This is a genomic window from Mucilaginibacter xinganensis, from assembly GCF_002257585.1.
Lineage (GTDB): Bacteria > Bacteroidota > Bacteroidia > Sphingobacteriales > Sphingobacteriaceae > Mucilaginibacter > Mucilaginibacter xinganensis.
Map to the genome: position 1 here is coordinate 1,002,577 of NZ_CP022743.1, position 20,280 is coordinate 1,022,856.

19 protein-coding genes are annotated in these 20,280 nt (G+C 41.7%); 12 read left to right on the plus strand and 7 right to left on the minus strand.

From position 1 onward, the window contains the following. Window positions 1–10: 10 nt before the first annotated feature. From MuYL_RS04400 to hemW, 7 genes are all read right to left on the minus strand, one after another. Window positions 11–673 (minus strand): DUF2461 domain-containing protein, encoded by a 663-nt coding sequence (locus MuYL_RS04400; RefSeq protein ID WP_094569371.1) that lies wholly within the window; start codon window positions 671–673, stop codon window positions 11–13. Continuing rightward, on the minus strand, window positions 651–1,058 hold the full coding sequence (locus MuYL_RS04405; protein WP_094569372.1) for a DUF983 domain-containing protein: 408 nt from the start codon (window positions 1,056–1,058) through the stop codon (window positions 651–653). Before MuYL_RS04405 ends, MuYL_RS04400 begins: the two co-directional genes overlap by 23 nt. A 91-nt stretch (window positions 1,059–1,149) precedes the next feature. After that, window positions 1,150–1,428, minus strand: coding sequence for a hypothetical protein (locus MuYL_RS04410; RefSeq protein ID WP_094569373.1), 279 nt, complete (start codon window positions 1,426–1,428; stop codon window positions 1,150–1,152). Between the two features lie 111 nt (window positions 1,429–1,539). Continuing rightward, on the minus strand, window positions 1,540–2,421 hold the full coding sequence (locus tag MuYL_RS04415; protein WP_094569374.1) for a cupin-like domain-containing protein: 882 nt from the start codon (window positions 2,419–2,421) through the stop codon (window positions 1,540–1,542). Between the two features lie 116 nt (window positions 2,422–2,537). Next, window positions 2,538–3,419, minus strand: a complete 882-nt coding sequence (locus tag MuYL_RS04420) for a cupin-like domain-containing protein (protein WP_094569375.1) — start codon at window positions 3,417–3,419, stop codon at window positions 2,538–2,540. A 187-nt stretch (window positions 3,420–3,606) separates the two neighbouring features. Continuing rightward, window positions 3,607–4,155 carry a fasciclin domain-containing protein gene (locus tag MuYL_RS04425; protein WP_094569376.1) on the minus strand — a complete coding sequence of 183 codons (549 nt, stop codon included), beginning with the start codon at window positions 4,153–4,155 and terminating at the stop codon, window positions 3,607–3,609. A gap of 191 nt (window positions 4,156–4,346) precedes the next feature. Beyond that, window positions 4,347–5,468 (minus strand): radical SAM family heme chaperone HemW, encoded by a 1,122-nt coding sequence (gene hemW, locus MuYL_RS04430; protein WP_094569377.1) that lies wholly within the window; start codon window positions 5,466–5,468, stop codon window positions 4,347–4,349. 80 nt (window positions 5,469–5,548) lie between these two features. Between hemW and MuYL_RS04435 the strand changes: the two genes are divergently transcribed. The 12 genes from MuYL_RS04435 to MuYL_RS04490 all read left to right on the plus strand — a co-directional run bounded on the left by MuYL_RS04435 (window position 5,549) and on the right by MuYL_RS04490 (window position 20,264). Then, complete coding sequence (locus MuYL_RS04435) at window positions 5,549–5,950, plus strand: LytR/AlgR family response regulator transcription factor (RefSeq protein ID WP_094569378.1); 402 nt, start codon at window positions 5,549–5,551, stop codon at window positions 5,948–5,950. A gap of 287 nt (window positions 5,951–6,237) precedes the next feature. Beyond that, window positions 6,238–7,329, plus strand: a complete 1,092-nt coding sequence (locus tag MuYL_RS04440) for an efflux RND transporter periplasmic adaptor subunit (protein WP_094569379.1) — start codon at window positions 6,238–6,240, stop codon at window positions 7,327–7,329. Between the two features lie 40 nt (window positions 7,330–7,369). Next, window positions 7,370–11,845 (plus strand): efflux RND transporter permease subunit, encoded by a 4,476-nt coding sequence (locus MuYL_RS04445; protein ID WP_094569380.1) that lies wholly within the window; start codon window positions 7,370–7,372, stop codon window positions 11,843–11,845. A 65-nt stretch (window positions 11,846–11,910) separates the two neighbouring features. Next, window positions 11,911–12,537, plus strand: coding sequence for a hypothetical protein (locus tag MuYL_RS04450; protein WP_094569381.1), 627 nt, complete (start codon window positions 11,911–11,913; stop codon window positions 12,535–12,537). A 21-nt stretch (window positions 12,538–12,558) separates the two neighbouring features. Next, window positions 12,559–12,933 carry a DUF2147 domain-containing protein gene (locus MuYL_RS04455; RefSeq protein WP_157740593.1) on the plus strand — a complete coding sequence of 125 codons (375 nt, stop codon included), beginning with the start codon at window positions 12,559–12,561 and terminating at the stop codon, window positions 12,931–12,933. Between the two features lie 31 nt (window positions 12,934–12,964). Continuing rightward, a complete protein-coding gene (locus tag MuYL_RS04460) occupies window positions 12,965–14,014 on the plus strand; it encodes a sensor histidine kinase (RefSeq protein ID WP_094569383.1) in 1,050 nt (349 codons plus the stop codon). Window positions 14,015–14,025: 11 nt separating this feature from the next. Beyond that, window positions 14,026–14,793, plus strand: coding sequence for a LytR/AlgR family response regulator transcription factor (locus tag MuYL_RS04465; protein ID WP_094569384.1), 768 nt, complete (start codon window positions 14,026–14,028; stop codon window positions 14,791–14,793). A 1,360-nt stretch (window positions 14,794–16,153) separates the two neighbouring features. Beyond that, window positions 16,154–17,047: an FAD:protein FMN transferase gene (locus MuYL_RS04470; RefSeq protein WP_245845774.1), complete on the plus strand. Its 894-nt coding sequence runs from the start codon at window positions 16,154–16,156 to the stop codon at window positions 17,045–17,047. Between the two features lie 15 nt (window positions 17,048–17,062). Continuing rightward, window positions 17,063–17,284: a DUF4266 domain-containing protein gene (locus tag MuYL_RS04475; protein ID WP_094569386.1), complete on the plus strand. Its 222-nt coding sequence runs from the start codon at window positions 17,063–17,065 to the stop codon at window positions 17,282–17,284. Between the two features lie 24 nt (window positions 17,285–17,308). Continuing rightward, a complete protein-coding gene (locus MuYL_RS04480) occupies window positions 17,309–18,631 on the plus strand; it encodes a DUF3570 domain-containing protein (protein ID WP_094569387.1) in 1,323 nt (440 codons plus the stop codon). Window positions 18,632–18,674: 43 nt separating this feature from the next. Then, window positions 18,675–19,157 (plus strand): DUF2147 domain-containing protein, encoded by a 483-nt coding sequence (locus MuYL_RS04485; RefSeq protein WP_094569388.1) that lies wholly within the window; start codon window positions 18,675–18,677, stop codon window positions 19,155–19,157. A gap of 138 nt (window positions 19,158–19,295) precedes the next feature. Continuing rightward, complete coding sequence (locus MuYL_RS04490; protein WP_094569389.1) at window positions 19,296–20,264, plus strand: DUF4271 domain-containing protein; 969 nt, start codon at window positions 19,296–19,298, stop codon at window positions 20,262–20,264. Window positions 20,265–20,280 lie beyond the last annotated feature (16 nt).

Here is a 20,280-nt window from a genome sequence, read left to right on the forward strand (position 1 = left end):
TTAAAATACGTTAAGCAATAGCATTATTTAAAAAAACATTTAACGGATAGATGCGACTGCATATTGCAGCAACCGTTTCGGCGGAATTTTCTTTTATCAGTTCCTTATTTGTAAGGTAGTGTTGCGCAATAAAACTTTTAAGTTTTAGCAAATCAATGTTCTCATTGTCAGTACTGTAGTCTCTTGGTACACTTTTTAACTGGTCCTGCTCCCTGAATTTGCCGAACAATTTAATAAATTCGGGCTCGTCAATTATTTTTTTAAGATCGTGCCCGTTATAGTCAATTTCCTGGCGGATTGATTTTAAATGGCCGGCTTCCGGCATCCAGTAGCCACCGGCAATAAATGAGCTGTCGGGCGTAATGTGCAGGTAGTATTCTGCACCACCAAGCTTGAGGCCCCTGGTAGGGATGCTTACACCAAAGTTGTTTTTATAGGGTGTTTTATTTTTGCTGAAGCGAATATCACGATAGATGCGCATTACACATTTTTTACTGTCGAGGCCGGCATCAATTCCCGGATCGATTTTATGCATCAGCTTTATAAGTTCCGCCGTAAATTCAATTACATTTTCGCGGGCTGCATCGTAACGTTCCTTGTTAGCCTGGAACCATTCGCGGTTATTGTTTTCAACCAGTTCTTTTAAAAAATCAAAGGTATGGTGTTGTATCATCGGTATCTAAATGCGGCTGATAATTTATTTTTGGCGAAAGCCAATATAATAGTAAAACCCTGGAATACCTGAAATTTATAGGAGAAAGCACCAGGCATCCCAACAAAATAGTGCTTAAATAAAGCCAGGGCGAATCGTTATTACGCGTTATGATATAGGTTAAAGCTGCAATTGTGGTTGCTTCCGCCACGTTCATGGCATAACTAACGTACATGGCCGCATAAAAATATCCCGGTTCTATTTCAAAGTGCAGGTTACAGTGTGGGCAACGGTCATAAATTTTATTTGAACCGAAATTATACATTCCGCCGCTAAACATGCTACCCCTGCGGCAACGCGGGCATTTAGTATGCAGCATTGCCCATGATTTTGGTGTTGGCGTCATCAATGTAATTATTAGTGGTGAATAATTTGAAGGCTAAAACCTTACGGCAATTCAAATTGGCTGAAAAGCTGCTTGCCCTTAACTGATAACGTTAATTTAAGTTCAGTTTTTCGCTGCGGATATTCATATCCACATTTTTACGGCGATATTTTTTGTACCAAATAATGCCTATCACGCCAACAGCAAGGTAAGGTGCTGCCAAAAGGAACATAATACCATTGTTTAATCCCTTTGCTGCCATTCCCCCGTTTTTTGAGTTGGTTTCAACCTGGGCCGCGCATTGTGCACACTGCGCTTTTACCGGAACGGTGCCAATCACCATCAATCCAAATACAATTAAGAAAAATGCTGTTTTTAAGCTTGTTTTCATATCACAAATTTAAGCAATAATTTTTAGCAGGCAATTTGATTATGTCTGTGTAATCTCTTTTTATTCAGATACCTTTTCGTTATCTTCAATACTTTGCAGTGCCTGAGTATTTTAAAACGGCTTGCCTGCAGCCAATTCCCTGTTGGCCCATTTTACAGCCAGTTTTTCGCGATATTGAGCGTAATTAGCTTTAAAAGCCATTTTTAGCAAGCTATCTAAGCCGCCTTTGATGGCCAGGTTATAAACACTTGCCGCCTTTCGGCTAACGGAAGCATCCCAGGCACGAAGGCTTAGTGAATATCCCCCCTCAACATATTTCATCCAGTGCCAGTACCCTGTTGGCATAAAAAGGGTATCTCCGTGTTCTAAAAATACTTCTATGCCTTCTACCCCCTCAAGGGCAGGGAATTTTTTGGTATCGGGATTTAGTACATCATAATCTTCCAGTGCATAGGTAGCATTAGGGATGCAGTATAAACGGCGTTTCCATTTATTCTCAAATAAGATCACGTGTTTTTTACCGCCGAAATGGGTATGGAATATATGCGGAAGGTCAATATCGTAATGCAAAAACGTAACCGAGTTCGATCCTCCAAAAAACATAGAAGGCATGCTTTCTAAAAAACCACCCATCAGATCTTTCGGGAAAGCTATATCGTCCAGCAGCTGCGGTGCTTGCTTAAATATATTAAAGAAAAAAATCCTTAGCTCAGTTGGCTCCGACATAATCAGGTCGATATACTTGTCAAACGGCATTTCTGCGGCTGACGAATTAATCGGCTTTGAAGGGTCAGCTTTTGAATTATCATAGAGCGGCACAACTTTGCTGCCTACAACGCTTTTTAAATATTCGGGAGTCCATTTTTCCCGGGCGGCCCAGTTGCTGGTTAATCCTTTAATTACCAGCGGACGACGTGGTTTTAAGTAGTTAGCTGTAAAATCTTCGGGGGTAATAGTTTCTACAGTATCTATCGGGCGGAGGATAAAGCTCATATTTATTCAGATTCTCCATTAATATAAGCTAAAACAAAAACTTATGTATCGGAAAAGTTAACAAAATAACGAAATAAATCGCCGAATTGTATCAAGAAATTATTAAAAGTTTGAAGCTAAGCCGGCAGATCCTCCATCAACGCTTTATTTGCCCGTTTCACTGCAAGTTGCTCTTTCCAATCCATATACTTTTGCTGAAAGTTCTTTTTCATCAGGTCGTCAAACTTACGCTGTATGGTTAAGTTGTATAAACTTTTAGCTTTAATGGCCCATGATTTATCCCAGGCCCGTAACGAGATGGAAAACGAGCCATCCAGGTATTTCATCCAGTGCCAGTAACCGGTAGGCATAAACAGGGTATCGCCATGCTCTAAAAATGCTTCCTGTCCCTCAACCCCATCCAGCGCGGGGAATTTGTTAAAATCGGGTTGTTCAATGTCATAGTCCTCCAGGGCGTAGGTAGCAAAAGGAATGCAATAAAGCCGGTCGCTCCATTTTTGGTCGAAAAGAATAACATGCTTGCGGCCGTTAAAATGAGTGTGGAAGATATGAGCAAGGTCAATATCATAATGTAAGAAAGTAACTGATCCGGCTCCGCCAAAAAACATATTTGGATATTTATCCAGGAAACCGCCCATCAATTCGGTAGGTGAACGGTAGTCATCCAGTAATTTAGGTGCCTGCTTTATCGGGTCGAATAAAAAAATTCGCAGGTCTGTTGGTTCTTTTTGTATCAGGTCTATATAGTCACCGAACTTCATTTCTGCAGCTGATGCATTTATGGGTTTTGACGGGTCGGCTTTTGAACTGTCATATAAGGGGACAACCTGGTCGCCAACTACTTCTTTCAGGTAATCAAAAGTCCATTTTTGCAGGGCCGGCCAGCTCTCGGTAGCTTTTCGAATAATGAGCGGCTTGCGCGGATTTAGATAATTATTAACAAAATCATGTTTTGTAATATTGTCAACGCTGTCTATCGGGGTTAAAATAAAGCTCATGTTCACAATTATTTAACATGCAAAATTAAATAAACCCAAAAAACGTTTAAACACTCAACTTGTTTTTGATATTGTTTTGACAAAGTGTTAAGCGCGCGATAAAATTAATCATACAAAAAAAGCCGTTTCTTTCGAAACAGCTTTTTAATAAGAGACGCAACAGTTAGGTTGCGGTGCGTTAACTAAATTAGTTAGGCATTAATACCGTATTTACTACGTGTATAACACCGTTGCTTTGGAATACGTCGGCAATGGTAATCCATGATTTGCCACCTTTTTCGTCAACAAGATAAAGTTTTTTGCCATCAGCCATAGCGGTTAAAGTACCGCCGGATACCGTTTTTAATTCTGCTTTACCGTTACCTGCTTTCACCTGCATCAAAATATCTTTTGCACTTAAGCGTCCGGCAACTACGTGGTAAGTTAAAATTTTGGTTAAAGTAGCTTTGTTCTCAGGTTTAACCAGGTTGTCAACTGTTCCGGCAGGCAGCTTGTTGAATGCTTCGTCGGTTGGTGCAAAAACAGTGAACGGACCTGTTCCTTCCAGGGTTTCAACTAAACCGGCAGCCTTAACAGCGGCAACAAGGGTTTTGTGATCTTTTGAGTTTACTGCATTTTCAATAATGTTTTTTGTTGGATACATTGCTGCACCGCCAACCATTTTAGTTTGTGCGTTTGCTTTTGGCGCAATTGCAATAGCTACTACTGCAAAGGCCGCGATTATTAATTTTTTCATGAGTATATTGTTTACAATTTTAAGGAAGATACGGCTGCCCCTTGCGCGTGGTTTTTCCCGGCGCTGGTAATTCGCATAGCCGGTGGTTGTAAGTAAATTTAAACCGTACAGTTGTTAAATGCGTAGTTAACGCGCGTCGAAAATACTGGCCCTCAACATTTGATTTTTTAGTGGGGAACTAAAACTGATAGTTAGAAAAATAGCTGCGAAGCAATATGATCGGCGTATAGCTTGCCGGTTGCAGTAAGGTATATCACCTCTTCTTTTTGTTCCAGCCAGCCGTTTTCAAAATAGCGCTGCGCGCCCTTAGTTAACTGCCCGGCGGCGGCACCTGCAATGGCATCCAGCCGTTTCAGGTCAAGGCCCCACATGGTACGGAGCGAGGTCATAATATATTCGTTTAAACGATCAGTTTCAGTAAGCAGTTCGGTTTCCGCAGGTATTTCTGATTTTTCAAGGGCCTGGATGTATTTAGCATTATTGGCTACATTCCATTGGCGGGTTTCACCATTAAAAGAGTGAGCTGATGGTCCTATGCCCAGGTATTTCACCCCTTTCCAGTAATTGGCATTGTGCCTTGAATAATGCCCCGGTTTGCAAAAATTCGAAATTTCATAATGTTCAAAGCCGCGGGTTTTCATGGCGTCCATTAGTAAAATAAATTGTTCGGCGCTTTGCTGATCATCCATTGCCGCCTGTTTTTTCTTTTTGATGAATGCCGCCAGTGCAGTTTGGGGTTCAACGGTCATGGAATAGGATGATACATGGGGGACATCGAGCTCAAATACTTTATCAAGGTTATGCTTCCATTTGGTATCGCTTAGTAACGGATACCCGTATATAAGGTCCACTGTTATGTTTTCAAAACCTGTATCCTGAGCCCTTTTTACAGACGCCTCCGCTTCCGCCCCACGATGTACCCGGTTCATCCATTGCAGGTCGTCATCAAAAAAAGATTGGATGCCAATGCTAAACCTGTTGATAGCTGTTTGGCGTAGTGCCTGCAGTTTAGCTTTATCAAGGTCGTCAGGATTGGCTTCTATGGTGACTTCGGCATTTGCAGCTACTGTATGGATGCCGGTAATCGTACCAATAATCAGGTTGATTTCATCGGCGGTTAATAACGATGGCGTGCCACCGCCAAAGTAAATGGTTTCAATGGTCTCATCGTCTAAATAGCTTTTTTGTAGCCGGATCTCCCGGATAAGTGCCTCTAAAAGCTCCTCCTTATACTTTAATGAAGTACTGAAATGGAAATCGCAGTAATAACATGCTTGCTTACAAAAAGGGATATGGATATAGATGCCGGCCATGCTTTTAAGAGTAAATAATCGAGGATAAAGTAAAATAAGACTTTTCGGCTATCGTGAGTAACAAAAGTAACAAATAAATTATGGTAACGGTCAGATATAAAAAGTTAAGCAGCGGCAAATTTAGTGCTTATCTCGATATTTATTCAAATACCGTAGAGGGCAAAGGTAAGCGCAATTATGAGTTTCTTAAGATTTATGTCGGTAAGGACTATTCTGTTCCGGGCACCCTGATCACTGAGTCAGACAAAGATAATCTTAACTATGTAAAAGTACATACCGCGGATGGTATTCACCTAAGTTCCATTACCACATCAGAAATAGACCAAAAACCGAATAATAGTTTTAAACGGATCCATAAATCATACATAGTGGCGCTCAAACGGATTAAAAAAATTACAGGTGGTCAGCTTGTAATAGACGTCGGCACCTTATTGCCAATTGGTAGTACTTACCGCCGTCAACTTCTTGATTATTTTAATTGATCAATACTTTCTTAAGTTTTGAAAAAAAATTGGTTAAACAGTCTTTCAATTGGCTTGCGGGATGTGAATATGGAGTTTGCAATCTGTTCAAAATCTACTTTGATATTTCACGATAAAGAATTGTAAATTCGAAACGGGTGTAGTTTAATTTGATTATACCAGATTAAGGGAGGATGACAATATTCATCCAACGATAGTGAAAGTTCAGTAACCAACTCTGTCAACTCGGTCAATTAAAATAAAATAGGCCTTTAAAGTGGTACATTTTTGCATCAAAACTTTGCAAGATGTATCAGGATTCTATAAAAAAATACTACAAACCAATGCTCTTCATCGGGCTTTCAGCCCTGGTTTTTACAGGTGTCATGGCTAAGCTGAGCAGTAATCAGGAAGTTGTTCAAAATGAAATTAAACAGGAGCTAAAAACAGTTGGTTATGCAGCGCGAGCAACATTAGTAAAAGAAATAAATTTCTCAGATGCATACACCTATAGGGGAGCAGTGGAAGCAGGGGAAATCATTACGTTAACTGCAGAAACAGATGGTAAAGTTGTTTATTCTACCGTTGAAAAAGGGAATACCGTATCCAAGGGATCAACCTTGGTTAAGGTGGATAGATCGACGCGTTTTTCATCTTATCAGATTAGCGAGGATACCTATAACAAAGCCAAAAGTGATTATGCCAACCTGAAGGACCTTCAGGATTCAGGCAATGCCTCCGGAGTAGAAGTAGAGAATGCTAAACTGCAAATGCAGAATGCCGCTTCTCAATTAAATATCAGCAAAAAACAGGTGGGCCAGACCTTGATACTGGCACCGGAAAGCGGAACGGTTGTCGATAAAAAAATAAACCAGGGCGAATACGTTACTCCAGGTACGGCCCTGGGTGCCTTGGCCTGCCTGAAAGAAGTATTGGTTAATGTATTTGTACAGGAGAATGAAGTTTCCCGTCTTAAAAAGGGAGCTGCAGTAACTGTAAGGGCTGATGCCTATCCTGGTTCAATATATACAGGTAAGGTATCTGCTATCATACCCGTTGCTTCAGCCGCCAAAACATTCCCGGTAATGATCAGAATTATCAATGATAATCCGCAGAAACTATTGGCCGGTATGAATGTGTCTGTTGTTTTTGGAGCAGACAAACGATCAAAGGCATTAGTGATACCCCGTACCGCCTTAACCTATGAAAAAAAGCAGGCAGCTGTCTACCTGATCCACCAGTCCCGCCACCCGGTACTTACACCCATCTTTCTTGGAAAAGAATATGATACTTACCTGGGCGTCTCCCGCGGGTTAAAAGCCGGAGATACTGTGATGACATCAGGCCTGCTGAATGTAGAATCCGGCAAAAAGATCCAATGGCTTACGATCCAAAAGTAAGCCGGTTAAATAATTTTTAAATCATTCCAATTCTATTTTTATGAGCATCACCGGACTGGCCATTAAAAGGCCGATCTTATTTGTCGTATTCTTTCTGATCCTGGGCGGCCTAAGTATCATCAGCTACCAGAATTTAAAATATGAATTGTTGCCCAACCTGGCTACACCAACTATTACTGTGATTACAGCATATCCGGGTGCTTCGCCCGAGGATGTGGAAAATAGTGTCACCAAAAAAATTGAAGATGCTGTTTCAGGCGTAAGTAAAAGCAAAAAAGTAAATTCTTTGTCAGCAGATAACCTTTCTGTCGTTTCCATTGAATTTATGGCCGATGCGAGCCCCGACCAAGCTATGCAGGAAGTGCAGCGATCTGTAAACAGTACGCTGGCAGATTTCCCGGAGGGGGTTAAAGCACCAGTACTCGAGAAATTCAATGTGAACGACCTGCCGGTGCTAAAACTGGCCGTAACCGCCTCCGTCTCACCACCCGAATTATATGATTTGGTTAATAACCGGCTAAAGCCCCGTTTGGCCCAAGTAAAAGGTGTTGGTAAGGTAAAGATCCTTGGAGGCACTCCAAAAGAGATCAAAGTACTGGCTAAACAGGACAAACTGATCAGCACCGGATTATCCATAACCGATCTTTATGAAACGATCAGGAAAGCCAATGTTGATTACCCTGTTGGAACGATCAAGGATAAGGATGCGCAGTTTGGTGTTAAATTGGGCGGTAAGTTGACGGATACCAATCAGGTAAAAAATTTAAAGATCAAAAATTATCCGGATGGCAGCAGCCTGAGTGTGAAGGATGTCGCTACTGTGCAGATCAGCCATAAGGAAGAAGAGATCAGCAGTCGCCTTAACGGCCAGTCATCAATAGCTTTATTTATAAATAAACAATCCGGAGCCAACGCCGCGGAAGTAACAAAAGTTGTAAGAGAAGAACTGCAAAAGATCGAACAGGAATACGCCGGTAAAAAGATCAAATTTAATGTGGCGCAGGATAGCTCCGAATTTACGCTGGAGGCGGCACACCAGGTATATGACGACCTGGGTATTGCCATTCTGCTGGTGGCGCTGGTGATGCTGGTGTTTTTACACAGCGTTCGCAATTCCCTGATCATTATGGTTTCCATACCAGCCTCGTTATTCAGCGCCTTTATCATGATGTATGCACTGGATTATTCGCTTAACCTGATGACTTTATTGGCTATGAGCCTCGTGATTGGTGTACTGGTAGATGACTCCATCGTGGTGTTGGAGAATATCTACCATCACCTCGGAAAAGGAAAGGATAAACGGGATGCCGCATTGGATGGCCGTAACGAGATCGGTTTTGCAGCCTTATCTATCACCTTGGTAGATGTGGTTGTATTTTTGCCTATGGCACTGGTACCGGGCCTGGTTGGCAGTTTGATCAAGGAATTTTCACTGGTGATCGTCGTATCTACCTTGTCCAGTTTAGTTGTTTCCTTCACGCTAACCCCCATGATCGCATCGCGTTTCGCCAAGCTGGAGCATTTGGACCCAAAAGCGATCTTCGGCAAGGCTGGGCTTTGGTTCGAGGCAAGAATACATGGGCTCACCGATGGATACGGCCAGCTTTTAAAATGGGGCCTCAACCACAAAATTGTTATCGGATTGATTGCAGCTACCATTTTTGGCAGCTCTTTATTATTACTCACTTCCAATACCGTGGGTACTGAATTTCTGCCGGCAGCAGATAAAGGAGAATTGTCCCTGTTTGTGGATATGCAGCCCGGCACTCAACTAAAAGAAACAGATTCTACCGTTAGGGTCATCGAAAATAAATTGAAATCAGTTCCGGAGATTACCAAGGTATTTTCCAATATCGGGTATCAGAATGATGGTTTTAATGAAAAATACAGTGCTAACCTGGCCACCATCAATGTATCGCTGGTACCTGAAACAGAAAGGAAGAAAACCCTGTCGCAATTATCCAGGGACCTGAAAGCCTTATCTATGCAGGTTACCGGTGTTAAAAGCCGGGTTTCACCCATTGGCTTGTTTGGTGCCAATGAAGCGCCTGTACAACTACTGATTACCGGAGCCAACAGGGATAGCGTGAATGTTGCTGCAGCTGTTGTTCTTAACCATATTCGCAGCGTTAACGGATTGGTTAGCCCGAGGCTATCATCTGACTTAGGTAAGCTGGAAATGAAGCTGGTTGCAGACCGGGATAAAATGGCCAAACTCGGGTTAAATACCGAAGAGGTGGGAAATGCTACGCGGATGGCTGTTTATGGCAACGACCAATTGAAGCTTCGTGACCATGACAAGGAGACAGATACCCGGATACAGCTCGATGTTGATGACCGTAATCAAACTGACCAGCTGATGAAACTCACGTTCATCAATGCCGATAACCATTTGGTGTACCTTAGCCAGTTTGCCCGGATCGTTCAGCAATCCGGCCCCTCGGGCCTTGAACGGCGGAACAAGCAACCCAGTATCACTTTGCTGGCACAAGTTTCGGGCCGCCCGGTGGGTGATGTGGGTGAGGATATTAAACACGAAATTGACAAAATTGGCTTGGGTAAAAACGTGAAAGTTTTATACGAAGGCGATTTGGAACAACAGGGAGATGCCTTCAACGATTTGGGTTTAGCCTTGCTGGTATCTTTCGCCCTTATCTACCTGATCATGGTAACCCTGTATAACAACTGGCTGTTCCCGTTTGTGATCCTGTTTTCTATCCCGCTGGCTATCTCAGGTGCCCTGCTGGCACTTGCGCTCACCGCCAAGTCCATGAACGTATTTTCGATTTTTGGACTGATCATGATGATGGGGCTGGTGGTCAAGAACGGTATTTTATTGGTAGACAAAACAAACGATATTCTAAAAGGCGAATCGGAAGTGGGCAAAGTCAACCAAGCGCTCATAGAGGCAGGTAAGGCCAGGTTTCGCCCGATATTGATGACCACGCTGGCTATGGTGATCGGCATGTTGCCGCTGGCTATGGCCAAAGGCGGTTCCTCTGCGTTCAGTAGCGGACTGGCCTGGGTACTGATCGGCGGATTGAGCAGCAGCATGTTCTTAACGCTGGTGGTGGTACCCGTGGTCTACAACACCATGATGAGGTTAAAAGCCAGCCTAGGCGGCTTTTTGCAAAGAAAGTTATTGAAAAATAAGGCCGTAACTACTCTTACCCTTTTCATTGGCCTTGTAATTAGCTTGAGTTGCGCAGGCACCGCCCATGCGCAACAAAAAATGCCGCTTTCTTTAAAACATGCAGTAAGCATTGGGCTGAGTGCTAATCAGCAGATCAAACTGGCAGAGATCGATGCTCAGAAAACAAAATATAGCCTGAAAGAAGCGCAGTCCTATCAATACCCACAAGTTGGGATCACGGTAGATTACCTGAGGAATATCAAGCCTGCCGTATTCTTTCTTCCTACATTCGGTATCAATGCTGCATCGCAGATCACTTATGACAGCAGGAATTTGCAGGCTATACCTGCTTCTTCTAAAAACGCCTACACCGGTAACCTGAATGTCAGCATGCCAATCTTTAACCAGGAAGTTACAGGCAACGTGCATTCGGCACAACTGAACCTGGGATTAAACGATGCCAACATAGAATTAAGCCGCTGGGAACTGGCCGACGAGATCAGGAAAGCTTATTTCAATATTTTAATTGTCCGACAGAACCTGGTATTGACCAATGCCGCCTTAAACAGGTCACTACGTAATCTCAAAGACAGCCGCCTATTATTCGGTAAAGGCTATGCCAATAAAGGCGATACCCTGAATGCCTGGAGTAATATGGAGCTGACGAAGATCAATTATGGCAAGGCGACAACAGCCGTAGCGCAGTCCGGTAATTACCTTAAATCTCTTTTAAACCTATCGTTGGATAAAGAAATTGAGCTGACAGATACCGTAGGCACGGAAGTGTTAGGTGAGTCACCCCATGTAGTAAATGACTCAGCATTGATCAGGGACAAAAGACCGGATTTCCAGGTCAACGACTGGAAAACACAAATCGCGCGCCAGCAGGTCAAAAATGAACAGTCTAAATATTTGCCTTCACTGGCCTTTGTCAGCCAGTATTCCTTGCAGGCACAATCGGATAATTTCGATTTCAGCCGCTACAATGTGCCCAACAGCTTTTATGTGGGGATTCAACTGAGTATCCCCATCTTCACGGGGTTTCGTACAAATGGCAGGGTAACGCAAAGTAAGCTTGCATTGGAACAGGTGCTCACCGAGCGTAGTTTGATGGAGAACGAAATGAATCTGCAAGTCCGTAATAATCGCCTGTTAATCGCAGAAAATGCCGAAAAAATAAAATGCCAACAAAATATCAGGTCAGCCAGGCAACAGGCATTGGCCTTTATCCAGGCAAGATGGGAAAAGGGCTTCGCCAAATACAGCGACGTGGCTGACGCCGAACTACAATTGGTTCAGGCGGATAACGACTATACCCAAAGTGTTTTTGAATACCTCACCGCCGTCGCCGGTTACTATAAAGCTACGGGGAACATACTTTAAATCTTTTAGAATACCTTGAATATCACCAATCGCCGGTAGTGCTACCGGATCATTTAACCCCCTTTATGAAAATTAAATTCTGTATTACGCTGATGTTTGTCGGCGCACTTGTGTCAACTGTCCGTGCCCAGAGCAATGATGATCCTACAGCCCGAAAATTGTATCTGGATTTCGGAGGTTCAGTGGGCCTGTTTATTCCGTATGATCAGGTCAAAAATACTAAAACATTGATTGGATCTAATGCGATGACTGCGCTACAGCTTAACTATTACCAAAATTATTTTGTGAAATTGCAACTCGGTCAAACCACAGTAGACTTTAAATCTCAAAATAACTTTGGAGCCATCAACTCGCTGATTGATGCCAAGGCCAACAGCACAAATCTGGGTCTGGCTTTCGGTTATCAGCATAACTTTGGCCGCTGGCAGCCATTTGTCCTAGCTGGTGCCGGGGCATCCTTTATTGATGTTCCTGCCACATCATTTGTTAATACATCAAATACCGTCAATTACACTACCGGCTCCGGAACTTATATGTATATCAACGCTGGCGGTGGTATCAATTTCAAGGTATCCAAATCATTTATATTTTTCCTGGAATGCCAGGGATCAACGATACCTGAACTTTCCAATAAATCCAGTACGCATTTGAGCGGAATCAGTACGATGATCGGTATCAAAGCGCCTTTATAATTCACCCTTAAATTTATGATCATGCACAAACCTATTTTTATGACTATCCTCTTCTCCGTATTTTTCGGCCTAACTTCCCGCGCTCAGCAGGTTGCTATAGCTGGTAAATGGAAAACCCCGGATAAAGATATTATCGAATTCTATCCGGAAGGCCCGGTATTCATGGCCAAACAGATCAATACCGAAACTGAAAAGGACAAAAAAGACAACAACAAAATTATTGCTAAAGATCTAAAACCGGTAAACACCAAAATTTTCGAAGGTATTGTGATCGACCCGAAAGATAATAAAACCTACCATGGCCGGTTTACAATCAACGAGGCAGTTACAGAATTGAATCTTAAAGTTAAATGGGGCTTCCTGAGCTTTAATGAAACCTGGACAAGGGTAAATTGATTATTTCAAATAGTTCTCTCTATTTTAGCGTATGCATAAACACAGCTATCGGTTATACAGGATATATGGCTATCCCGGCTTCGGATTGGTATTATATCTGGTTTTGGTATTGATCAATCCTGCTGCCCGTACCTTAAACAGCTGGCGGTATTATGCTTTCGGTGATTTTATCCTGGAATTTATATTCAGTGTAGCTTATGCAACCGCGCTGTTTGAGACAGGTATCCAGCTAACCTCATTGCTTAATAAATGGTATCCCTGGGATGGTCGCATCAAAAGCAGGTTTGGTATCCAGTTTTCTTTACACGTCATTATTGTTTACCTGGTGCTCAGTTTATTTTTTAAAATCAAGTTTCCTCACTATTTTGGTTATGACGAGCTGATGTTCAGACAAACTGTTATCGTTGGTGTAATTTTTTCTTTATTAATCACCTCCGTTTTTGCAGCAGAGTACTTCTTTTACCGCTGGAATGATGCCAAATTGAAGTCATTGGAAATGGAGCAGCTGACTACACAGGCGCAGCTTGATGCATTGAAATTACAGCTTGACCCGCACTTTCTTTTTAATAACCTGAGCATAGTAACCGCGTTAATAGAAGATCAGCCAGCTACGGCTGTTTCCTATGTTGCCAAGTTATCGTCTATTTACCGGTATATGCTGACGAACAGGATACGAAATGTGATACCTTTAACCGAGGAACTGGAATTTATAAAAGCTTATTTGTTTTTGTATCAGATTCGTTATGGGAACGGTATTCATGTCAGGATAGACGAAGTTGGATTGGCCGCCCTGTCTGGCCTGCCTCCTTTGACGCTGCAGCTACTGATAGAAAATGCCATTAAGCATAATGTGTTCAGTACAGAATCGCCGCTTAATATTCATATTTACTTTCCTGAAGGGAAAGCAATGGTCGTTGAGAATAATAAAATGCCCAAAGCTATCCCAGTGGTTAGTGCGAATATGGGGCTTAAAAACATAGAAGAACGTTACCGCCTGATGAGCAGTTTATCACCTGTTGTCACAGCTGATGAGCATTTTTTCAGTGTAGAGATTCCATTAATCAATTCGAATAATTTTTAAAAAAAATCCTTATGCCTAATGTTTTAATTATAGAAGACGAGCTCCCTAACATACAAAGACTCGAAAAAATGCTTCAAACTTTAGACAGGAATATTACCATAACAGCGACCCTGCAAACAGTCCAGGCTAGTATACAATGGCTGAAATCACATGAACAACCGGATATTATTTTTATGGATATCAGGCTGACTGATGGTTTGAGTTTCGAGATATTTAACCAAGTTAACATCACGGCCCCTGTTATCTTCATCACGGCTTATGACGAATACGCGCTCAAGGCCTTTGAGGTAAATGGGGTGGCTTATCTGTTAAAACCTTTAGAGGCCGATAAGTTGGGGAAAAGTATTGCTAAAGCCACGTCTATTGCCGGATTGGGAAGTAACGAGAGTGTGCTGAGCCTGATCAAAAATATGCAGGCGAAACAACCTGTTTATCGTTCGAGGTTTTTAGTTGCTTACAGAGACAAGTATATCCTGGTTATGGCAAATGATATCGCGTATTTTACTTCGGAAAATAAAGCTACGTTTCTGATCACAAATAGTTCACAACGGTATATGATCGATCAAACTTTGGAAATACTGGAAAAAGAACTGGACCCCGATACTTTTTTCAGAATAAGCCGCCAGTTTATTGTTTCACTAAAATCCATTCATAAGATCCATCAGTCCTTTAATGGGCAGTTAAAAGTTGAAATCGCTCCAGCTTTAGATGATGGCGTACTGATTAGCAGAGAAAAGTCGGGTCAGTTAAAAAAATGGTTAGACCAATCAACGTTATAAATCAAAAATATATTGATCAGCGGACGCTACAGTTGAGCCTGTCTGTTGCCTGTTCAGTATCCGGTTTCGGTACTTCGGCCATTAAAAAAAATTCCATTACCAGCTTGGAAAGAACGTTTGTGTTGACCCCTCTTGCTAATTTATCTTGTTCTATCTATAGGTCTGAACTTAAGCACTAAGGGTGGTCATTTTAGAATTGGCCCACTGGGGTCAATAAGGTGTGGTATATCCACTTACTGTCTGAACCCGAAACCTTTCGGTTTCTCGTCCTGTAACTACCTGCGTCAAGCTCGTGTCTGGTGATTTCTTTCTCAAATTCTTTGCGGAAGTCACCATAGAAATGCACAAAGACGCAGTAAGTCTAACTCGGGTTTGTAATATCTTGTCGGCATCATATAATGATTTTATTGAGGTTATATATGAATTTTAGTTCTCGTCCGGCCTGCAACCCGAACTCCACTACTCGAATCGATCTAAATTTGGCATCAAAAAACAAGGGATCTATCAGGTGCCCGGTTCGGTAATTCTCAGGCAGCTAACAAATACTCGTGAAAAAAAATCCTACTAAAACTTGCGTCAGACCTTTAAGTGGATATTCCGAAGCCATTGACCACCTTATTCCGAAAACTAAAAACAGGCATTTTCGGTACACTTTGAGCCCCTCAACTTTCTGATTGTCGATTGCGATTTTTCTTCTTATCAACACAACTCGGTGCCCTAAAGTGAACGGAATAGCCTGGTCAAGCCTGCTGTAATATCCACAATAAATTACAAATGTTTTAATTATTTTAAGAATACGACATTTTGGGTAAACTATTATAGGTTAGTTTATTACCGATCCCTTACCAGCCTGATTGTAAACTTGTTATTCGGAAGGCTTTGCAGTTTCTTTCAATATTAACACCAGAATTTCTAAATGCAGTGTTACTTATTTGCTACTTTTTGAATATAACTAATTGTTAATAAGTTGAATATTCTATTCTGGCCATATTGGACTAAATAAATATCTGTTGAAGAAAAATAAATGAATACCGCTTTAGCTTTCATTAAATTTCTACTGAAAGCAAAATAACAAGTATAAAACGGTAATTATTAATATAAAATTAAAAACAGGCAACTATGGGTAGTTACCGCTATTGCGAGGTTTTGACAATATATGACCGGTATAAAACAACGGTTTGATGTTTAATATGTTAATAAATGTTAAAACGTATAGGAATAGACTTGTTTCTGTGTGAATTTCATCCTGTCTTCAGATTTCAACTGTAACATTGATGCTACAAAGGTTAGAGGAAAATCAAAATTTCTAATTGTACAGGTAATGCCGGCAAATCAAATTTTTAAAAGAAGCTGCAAATTGATGGGTAACCGCTTTGAACTAAGTGTAGTTGCCCAAAATGAAACGTGGGCAAATGAAAAGATTGATGCCGGGATTAATGAAACTAAAAGGATAGAGCGCCTGCTGACTACCTTTAGTGATGATAGTGAAACCAATCAGGTTAACAGCAACGCCGGCATAAAACCTGTGGCTGTAAGCCAGGAAACCTTTGACCTGGTTGCACGCTCTGTAATGATCTCGAAAGTTACCAGTGGGGCTTTTGATATTAGTTATGGCTCCCTTGATAAAAAACTGTGGAACTTTGATCAGCAGATGACCGCCTTGCCCGACGAGGTTACTGCAAAAAAGCTGGTAAGACTGATAAACTACCGCAACATTGTTCTGGATAAGGAAAACTGCACCATTTATTTACGGGAGAAGGGCATGCGAATTGGATTTGGCGGAATTGGTAAGGGATACGCTGCCGAAAGGGCTAAACTGATTATGAAAAATGAGGGGGTTACAAGCGGTGTGGTTAATGCATCCGGCGACCTTACAGCCTGGGGGCTTCAACCGGACGGCAAAAAATGGACCATCGGCATCGCAAATCCTGATGCTTCCAACCAGATTTTCTCCTACCTCGCTATTTCTGACCTTGCTGTGGCCACCTCAGGAAACTACGAAAAGTTTGCGGTTATTGACGGTAAAAAGTACTCGCATACCATAAACCCCCGCACCGGGATGCCCGTTACCGGCATTAAAAGTGTAACCATAATTACAACTAACGCTGAAATTGCTGACGCAATGGCAACGCCGGTAACTATTATGGGTGTGTATGCAGGCCTGGACCTGATTAATCAAATGGCTGATATTGAAGCCGTAATTATTGATGACGATGATAAATTATATACTTCAAAAAATATAAATCTTAATTAAAACCCCTATAAAATAATGGCTAACAGGCTGATTAAACTAACGGGATGCCTGCTATTTGCGGCATCCCTTACCTCATGTGTTCAACTAAAAGAATATCAAAAAAACAGGATCAACGATTCTGAAATGGCATTAAGTAACCGAAAGGTTGAGAAGAACGAACTGAACTTCCAATCGTACCGGGAAAGTGCATCGGGCGCAAATGCGGGTAAAACCGGCGGCGGCTGCGGCTGTAATTAATCACCATTCAGACTCCTTAGCTTAATGAAAAAAATATATTTATCCATGTTGGGGTTTTCCCTGATATGCCGCATGCATGCGTATGCCCAAACACAAACTGCAAAAGATACCGTTTTCCATAAGCTTAAACCGGGGTTTAGTTTAGCTGCCCCGACTGAGCCTGACACCAGTGATTACCGGCCGCGCCGCTTAAGGGTGGATGAGATAAACCTGGTATCGAGTTACTATAAGCAAAATGGTGATCACTCTGCTGTAACCGGGGGAATCGGCACCGAAAAAGTAACGGATTTTTCTAATGGGTTAGATCTTAAGCTTGTTTGGTTAAACGGAGCGCTTCATAAAAACACACTATCAGTTGGCCTTGGCATTGATCACCATACCTCTGCCTCGGCCGCCTATGTTTCAACAACCGGTGCATCAAACGCTGGCGGCAGCAGGATTTACCCTTCACTTGACTGGACCATCGAAAATGAAAAAAAAGGGACCAGCTTTGGTATCGGATCGTATTATTCAGGCGAGTACAACTATAAATCATTAGGTGCCGATCTGCATTTCTCAGCTAAAACCCATAATAAAATGGGGGAATTTGGCGTAAAGCTGCAAGGATACTTTGATCATGTTACACTAATCTATCCATCAGAGTTTGTTCCCAAAACTACAGTTTCAAGTGGTGGGACAACTTACGTCACCACAGCCAGCGGTAACTCGGTATTAAGCTCAGGCGACGATTATTCAAAGCCTAAAATTCCTACAAGCCCCAGAAATACGTTCACTGCTTCTTTTTCATACTCACAAATTGTAACATCAAGGCTACAGGTTATGTTTCTTGCCGATGTGGTTACACAGCAGGGTTTTTTGAGTTTGCCGTTTCACAGGGTGTATTTTTCAAACGGTAAAGATACCATTGAGCGGTTGCCGTCTTCCAGATTTAAGCTGCCATTAGGTTTCAGGGCCAATTATTTTCTGGGTGATAATATTATCCTGCGTTCTTATTACCGATACTACACTGATAGCTGGGGAAGTAAGTCAAACACAGCAAACCTTGAGGTTGCTTATAAAGTTTCGCCATTCTTTTCCATATCTCCTTTTTACAGGTATTATACCCAAACAGCGGCAAAGTATTTTGCGCCTTATGAGGGGAATAATGCCACACAAACTTATTTTACCAGTAATTATGAATATGCAAAATTTAATAGCCAGTTTTACGGTGTAGGCTTCCGTATTGCACCCCCAAAAGGAGTGTTAGGCTGGCAGAGCTTACATGAGGTAGAGATAAGATACGGGCATTATAAACAAAATGTGGGTTTGGTTTCGGATGTTGTTTCCGTGAATTTGGGGTTCAAGTAATCCCAGTAACTAAGATTCGATAATTAGCACAAAAAAGAGTAGGATGAAAAGAGGATTGTTAATTGCCGGGATGTTGTTTTTTTATTGCGCAGTGGCTTTGGCACAGAATTCAGAGGGTGATAAAATTACCGGGAGATGGATCTCGGAAAAGAAGAACCTGGTGGTAGAGGTATATAAATATGGCCGGGAGTACAAGGGTAGGATAGTTTGGTTCAGCGATTTGGACAGGCCAAACTATCCCGAAAAAATGTTTACTGATTATAAAAACCCCGACACAACTTTAAGAAAGAGAAAGTTGATAGGGATGGACGTTTTAAGGGATCTTGTTTACAATAAAAATACCGGTTGCTGGGAAGATGGCCTCGTTTATGATTGCAGGAGCGGGAAAGAATGGAATTCATGTTTGCGCCTTTCAAAAGACGGGATTTTATATCTTACGGGGTACTGGCATCTCAAATTCATAGGAAAAACGGCAACCTTTCAGCGGGCAAATTTAAACCAGGCACTTACCAGCCTGTCTAAATAGTGCCTGGTTTATTTGCAGCGTTTAAAAACCATAAATCCAAGGCTGGTAATTCATTTAACACAAAATTAATTGTTCAACTACAAAACAATCAATTATTAAGGTAATTTTGCGCCTTTACCAAAGCGGGTGTTTGTTAAAATGAGGTTTATTGTTTTTTGCTTTCTTTTAGTTTCTGTTTGTTGCCTGGACGCGATTGCCCAGACTGATTCAGTGCCTGCAAAAAAAGATAGTAATTTAAAAGTAGCTCATCAACACCTGGCGTATCTCCCATTGGCTGATACGGCCGCTATAGCCAAAGAAAAGCGCGAACAGTTTGTAGCCGATTCATTGGCGATGATCTGGTTAAAGCCTGACTCGTTGCGGGAAAATCAGTTTTTAAAATCAATGGATAAAAATCCGTTTGCCGATTTTAATTCCTTTCTAAATGTCCCTTTAAAGTCTGACAGGCAGTTGCGCACCGGGGATGTTCGCCCTTACCGCAGTGCATGGCTTATTGCAACCATAATGGCATTGTTGCTCTACACCGCTTTGCTCAATCTTTTTTTAGGCCAGGACCTTAAAATGGTATTTCGGTCATTCTATAGCAAACAAACACAGTTGGATAAGGAGGGAGGGATGATTAACTTTTGGGCTTTTGTAGGCCTGTTTTTATTGTTTAGCCTGTCATCCGGCCTGGTTTTATACCAGCTGGCTGTTTTTAATGGCTTCTATTATTCAATTACGGGTTTCCAGCTGTTTATTGCCCTGTCTGTAATTATAGCTGTCATGTTTGCGCTTAAATTTTTGATCTTGAAATTTATCGGTTTTGTTTTTGAAGCTAACAAAGTGGTGAGTGAATATATCGCAATTTTAAACCTTACTTATTTTAGTATTGCTTTTGTTTTGCTATCGGTGGCAATTTGCTTCAGCTTAATTGCAAACAGGTACATACACCTGTTGTTAAATTTTACACTGGTATCAATAGCTATAATATTTGCCTGGCAGTACCTTCGGAATAGTGTAAATATCATTTCTAACATTCGATTTCATAAATTTTATTTATTTATCTATCTTTGTGCCCTCGAAATTTGCCCGATTTTGATATTAATAAAGGCACTGAATATATAATTTTTGCAGTTATACT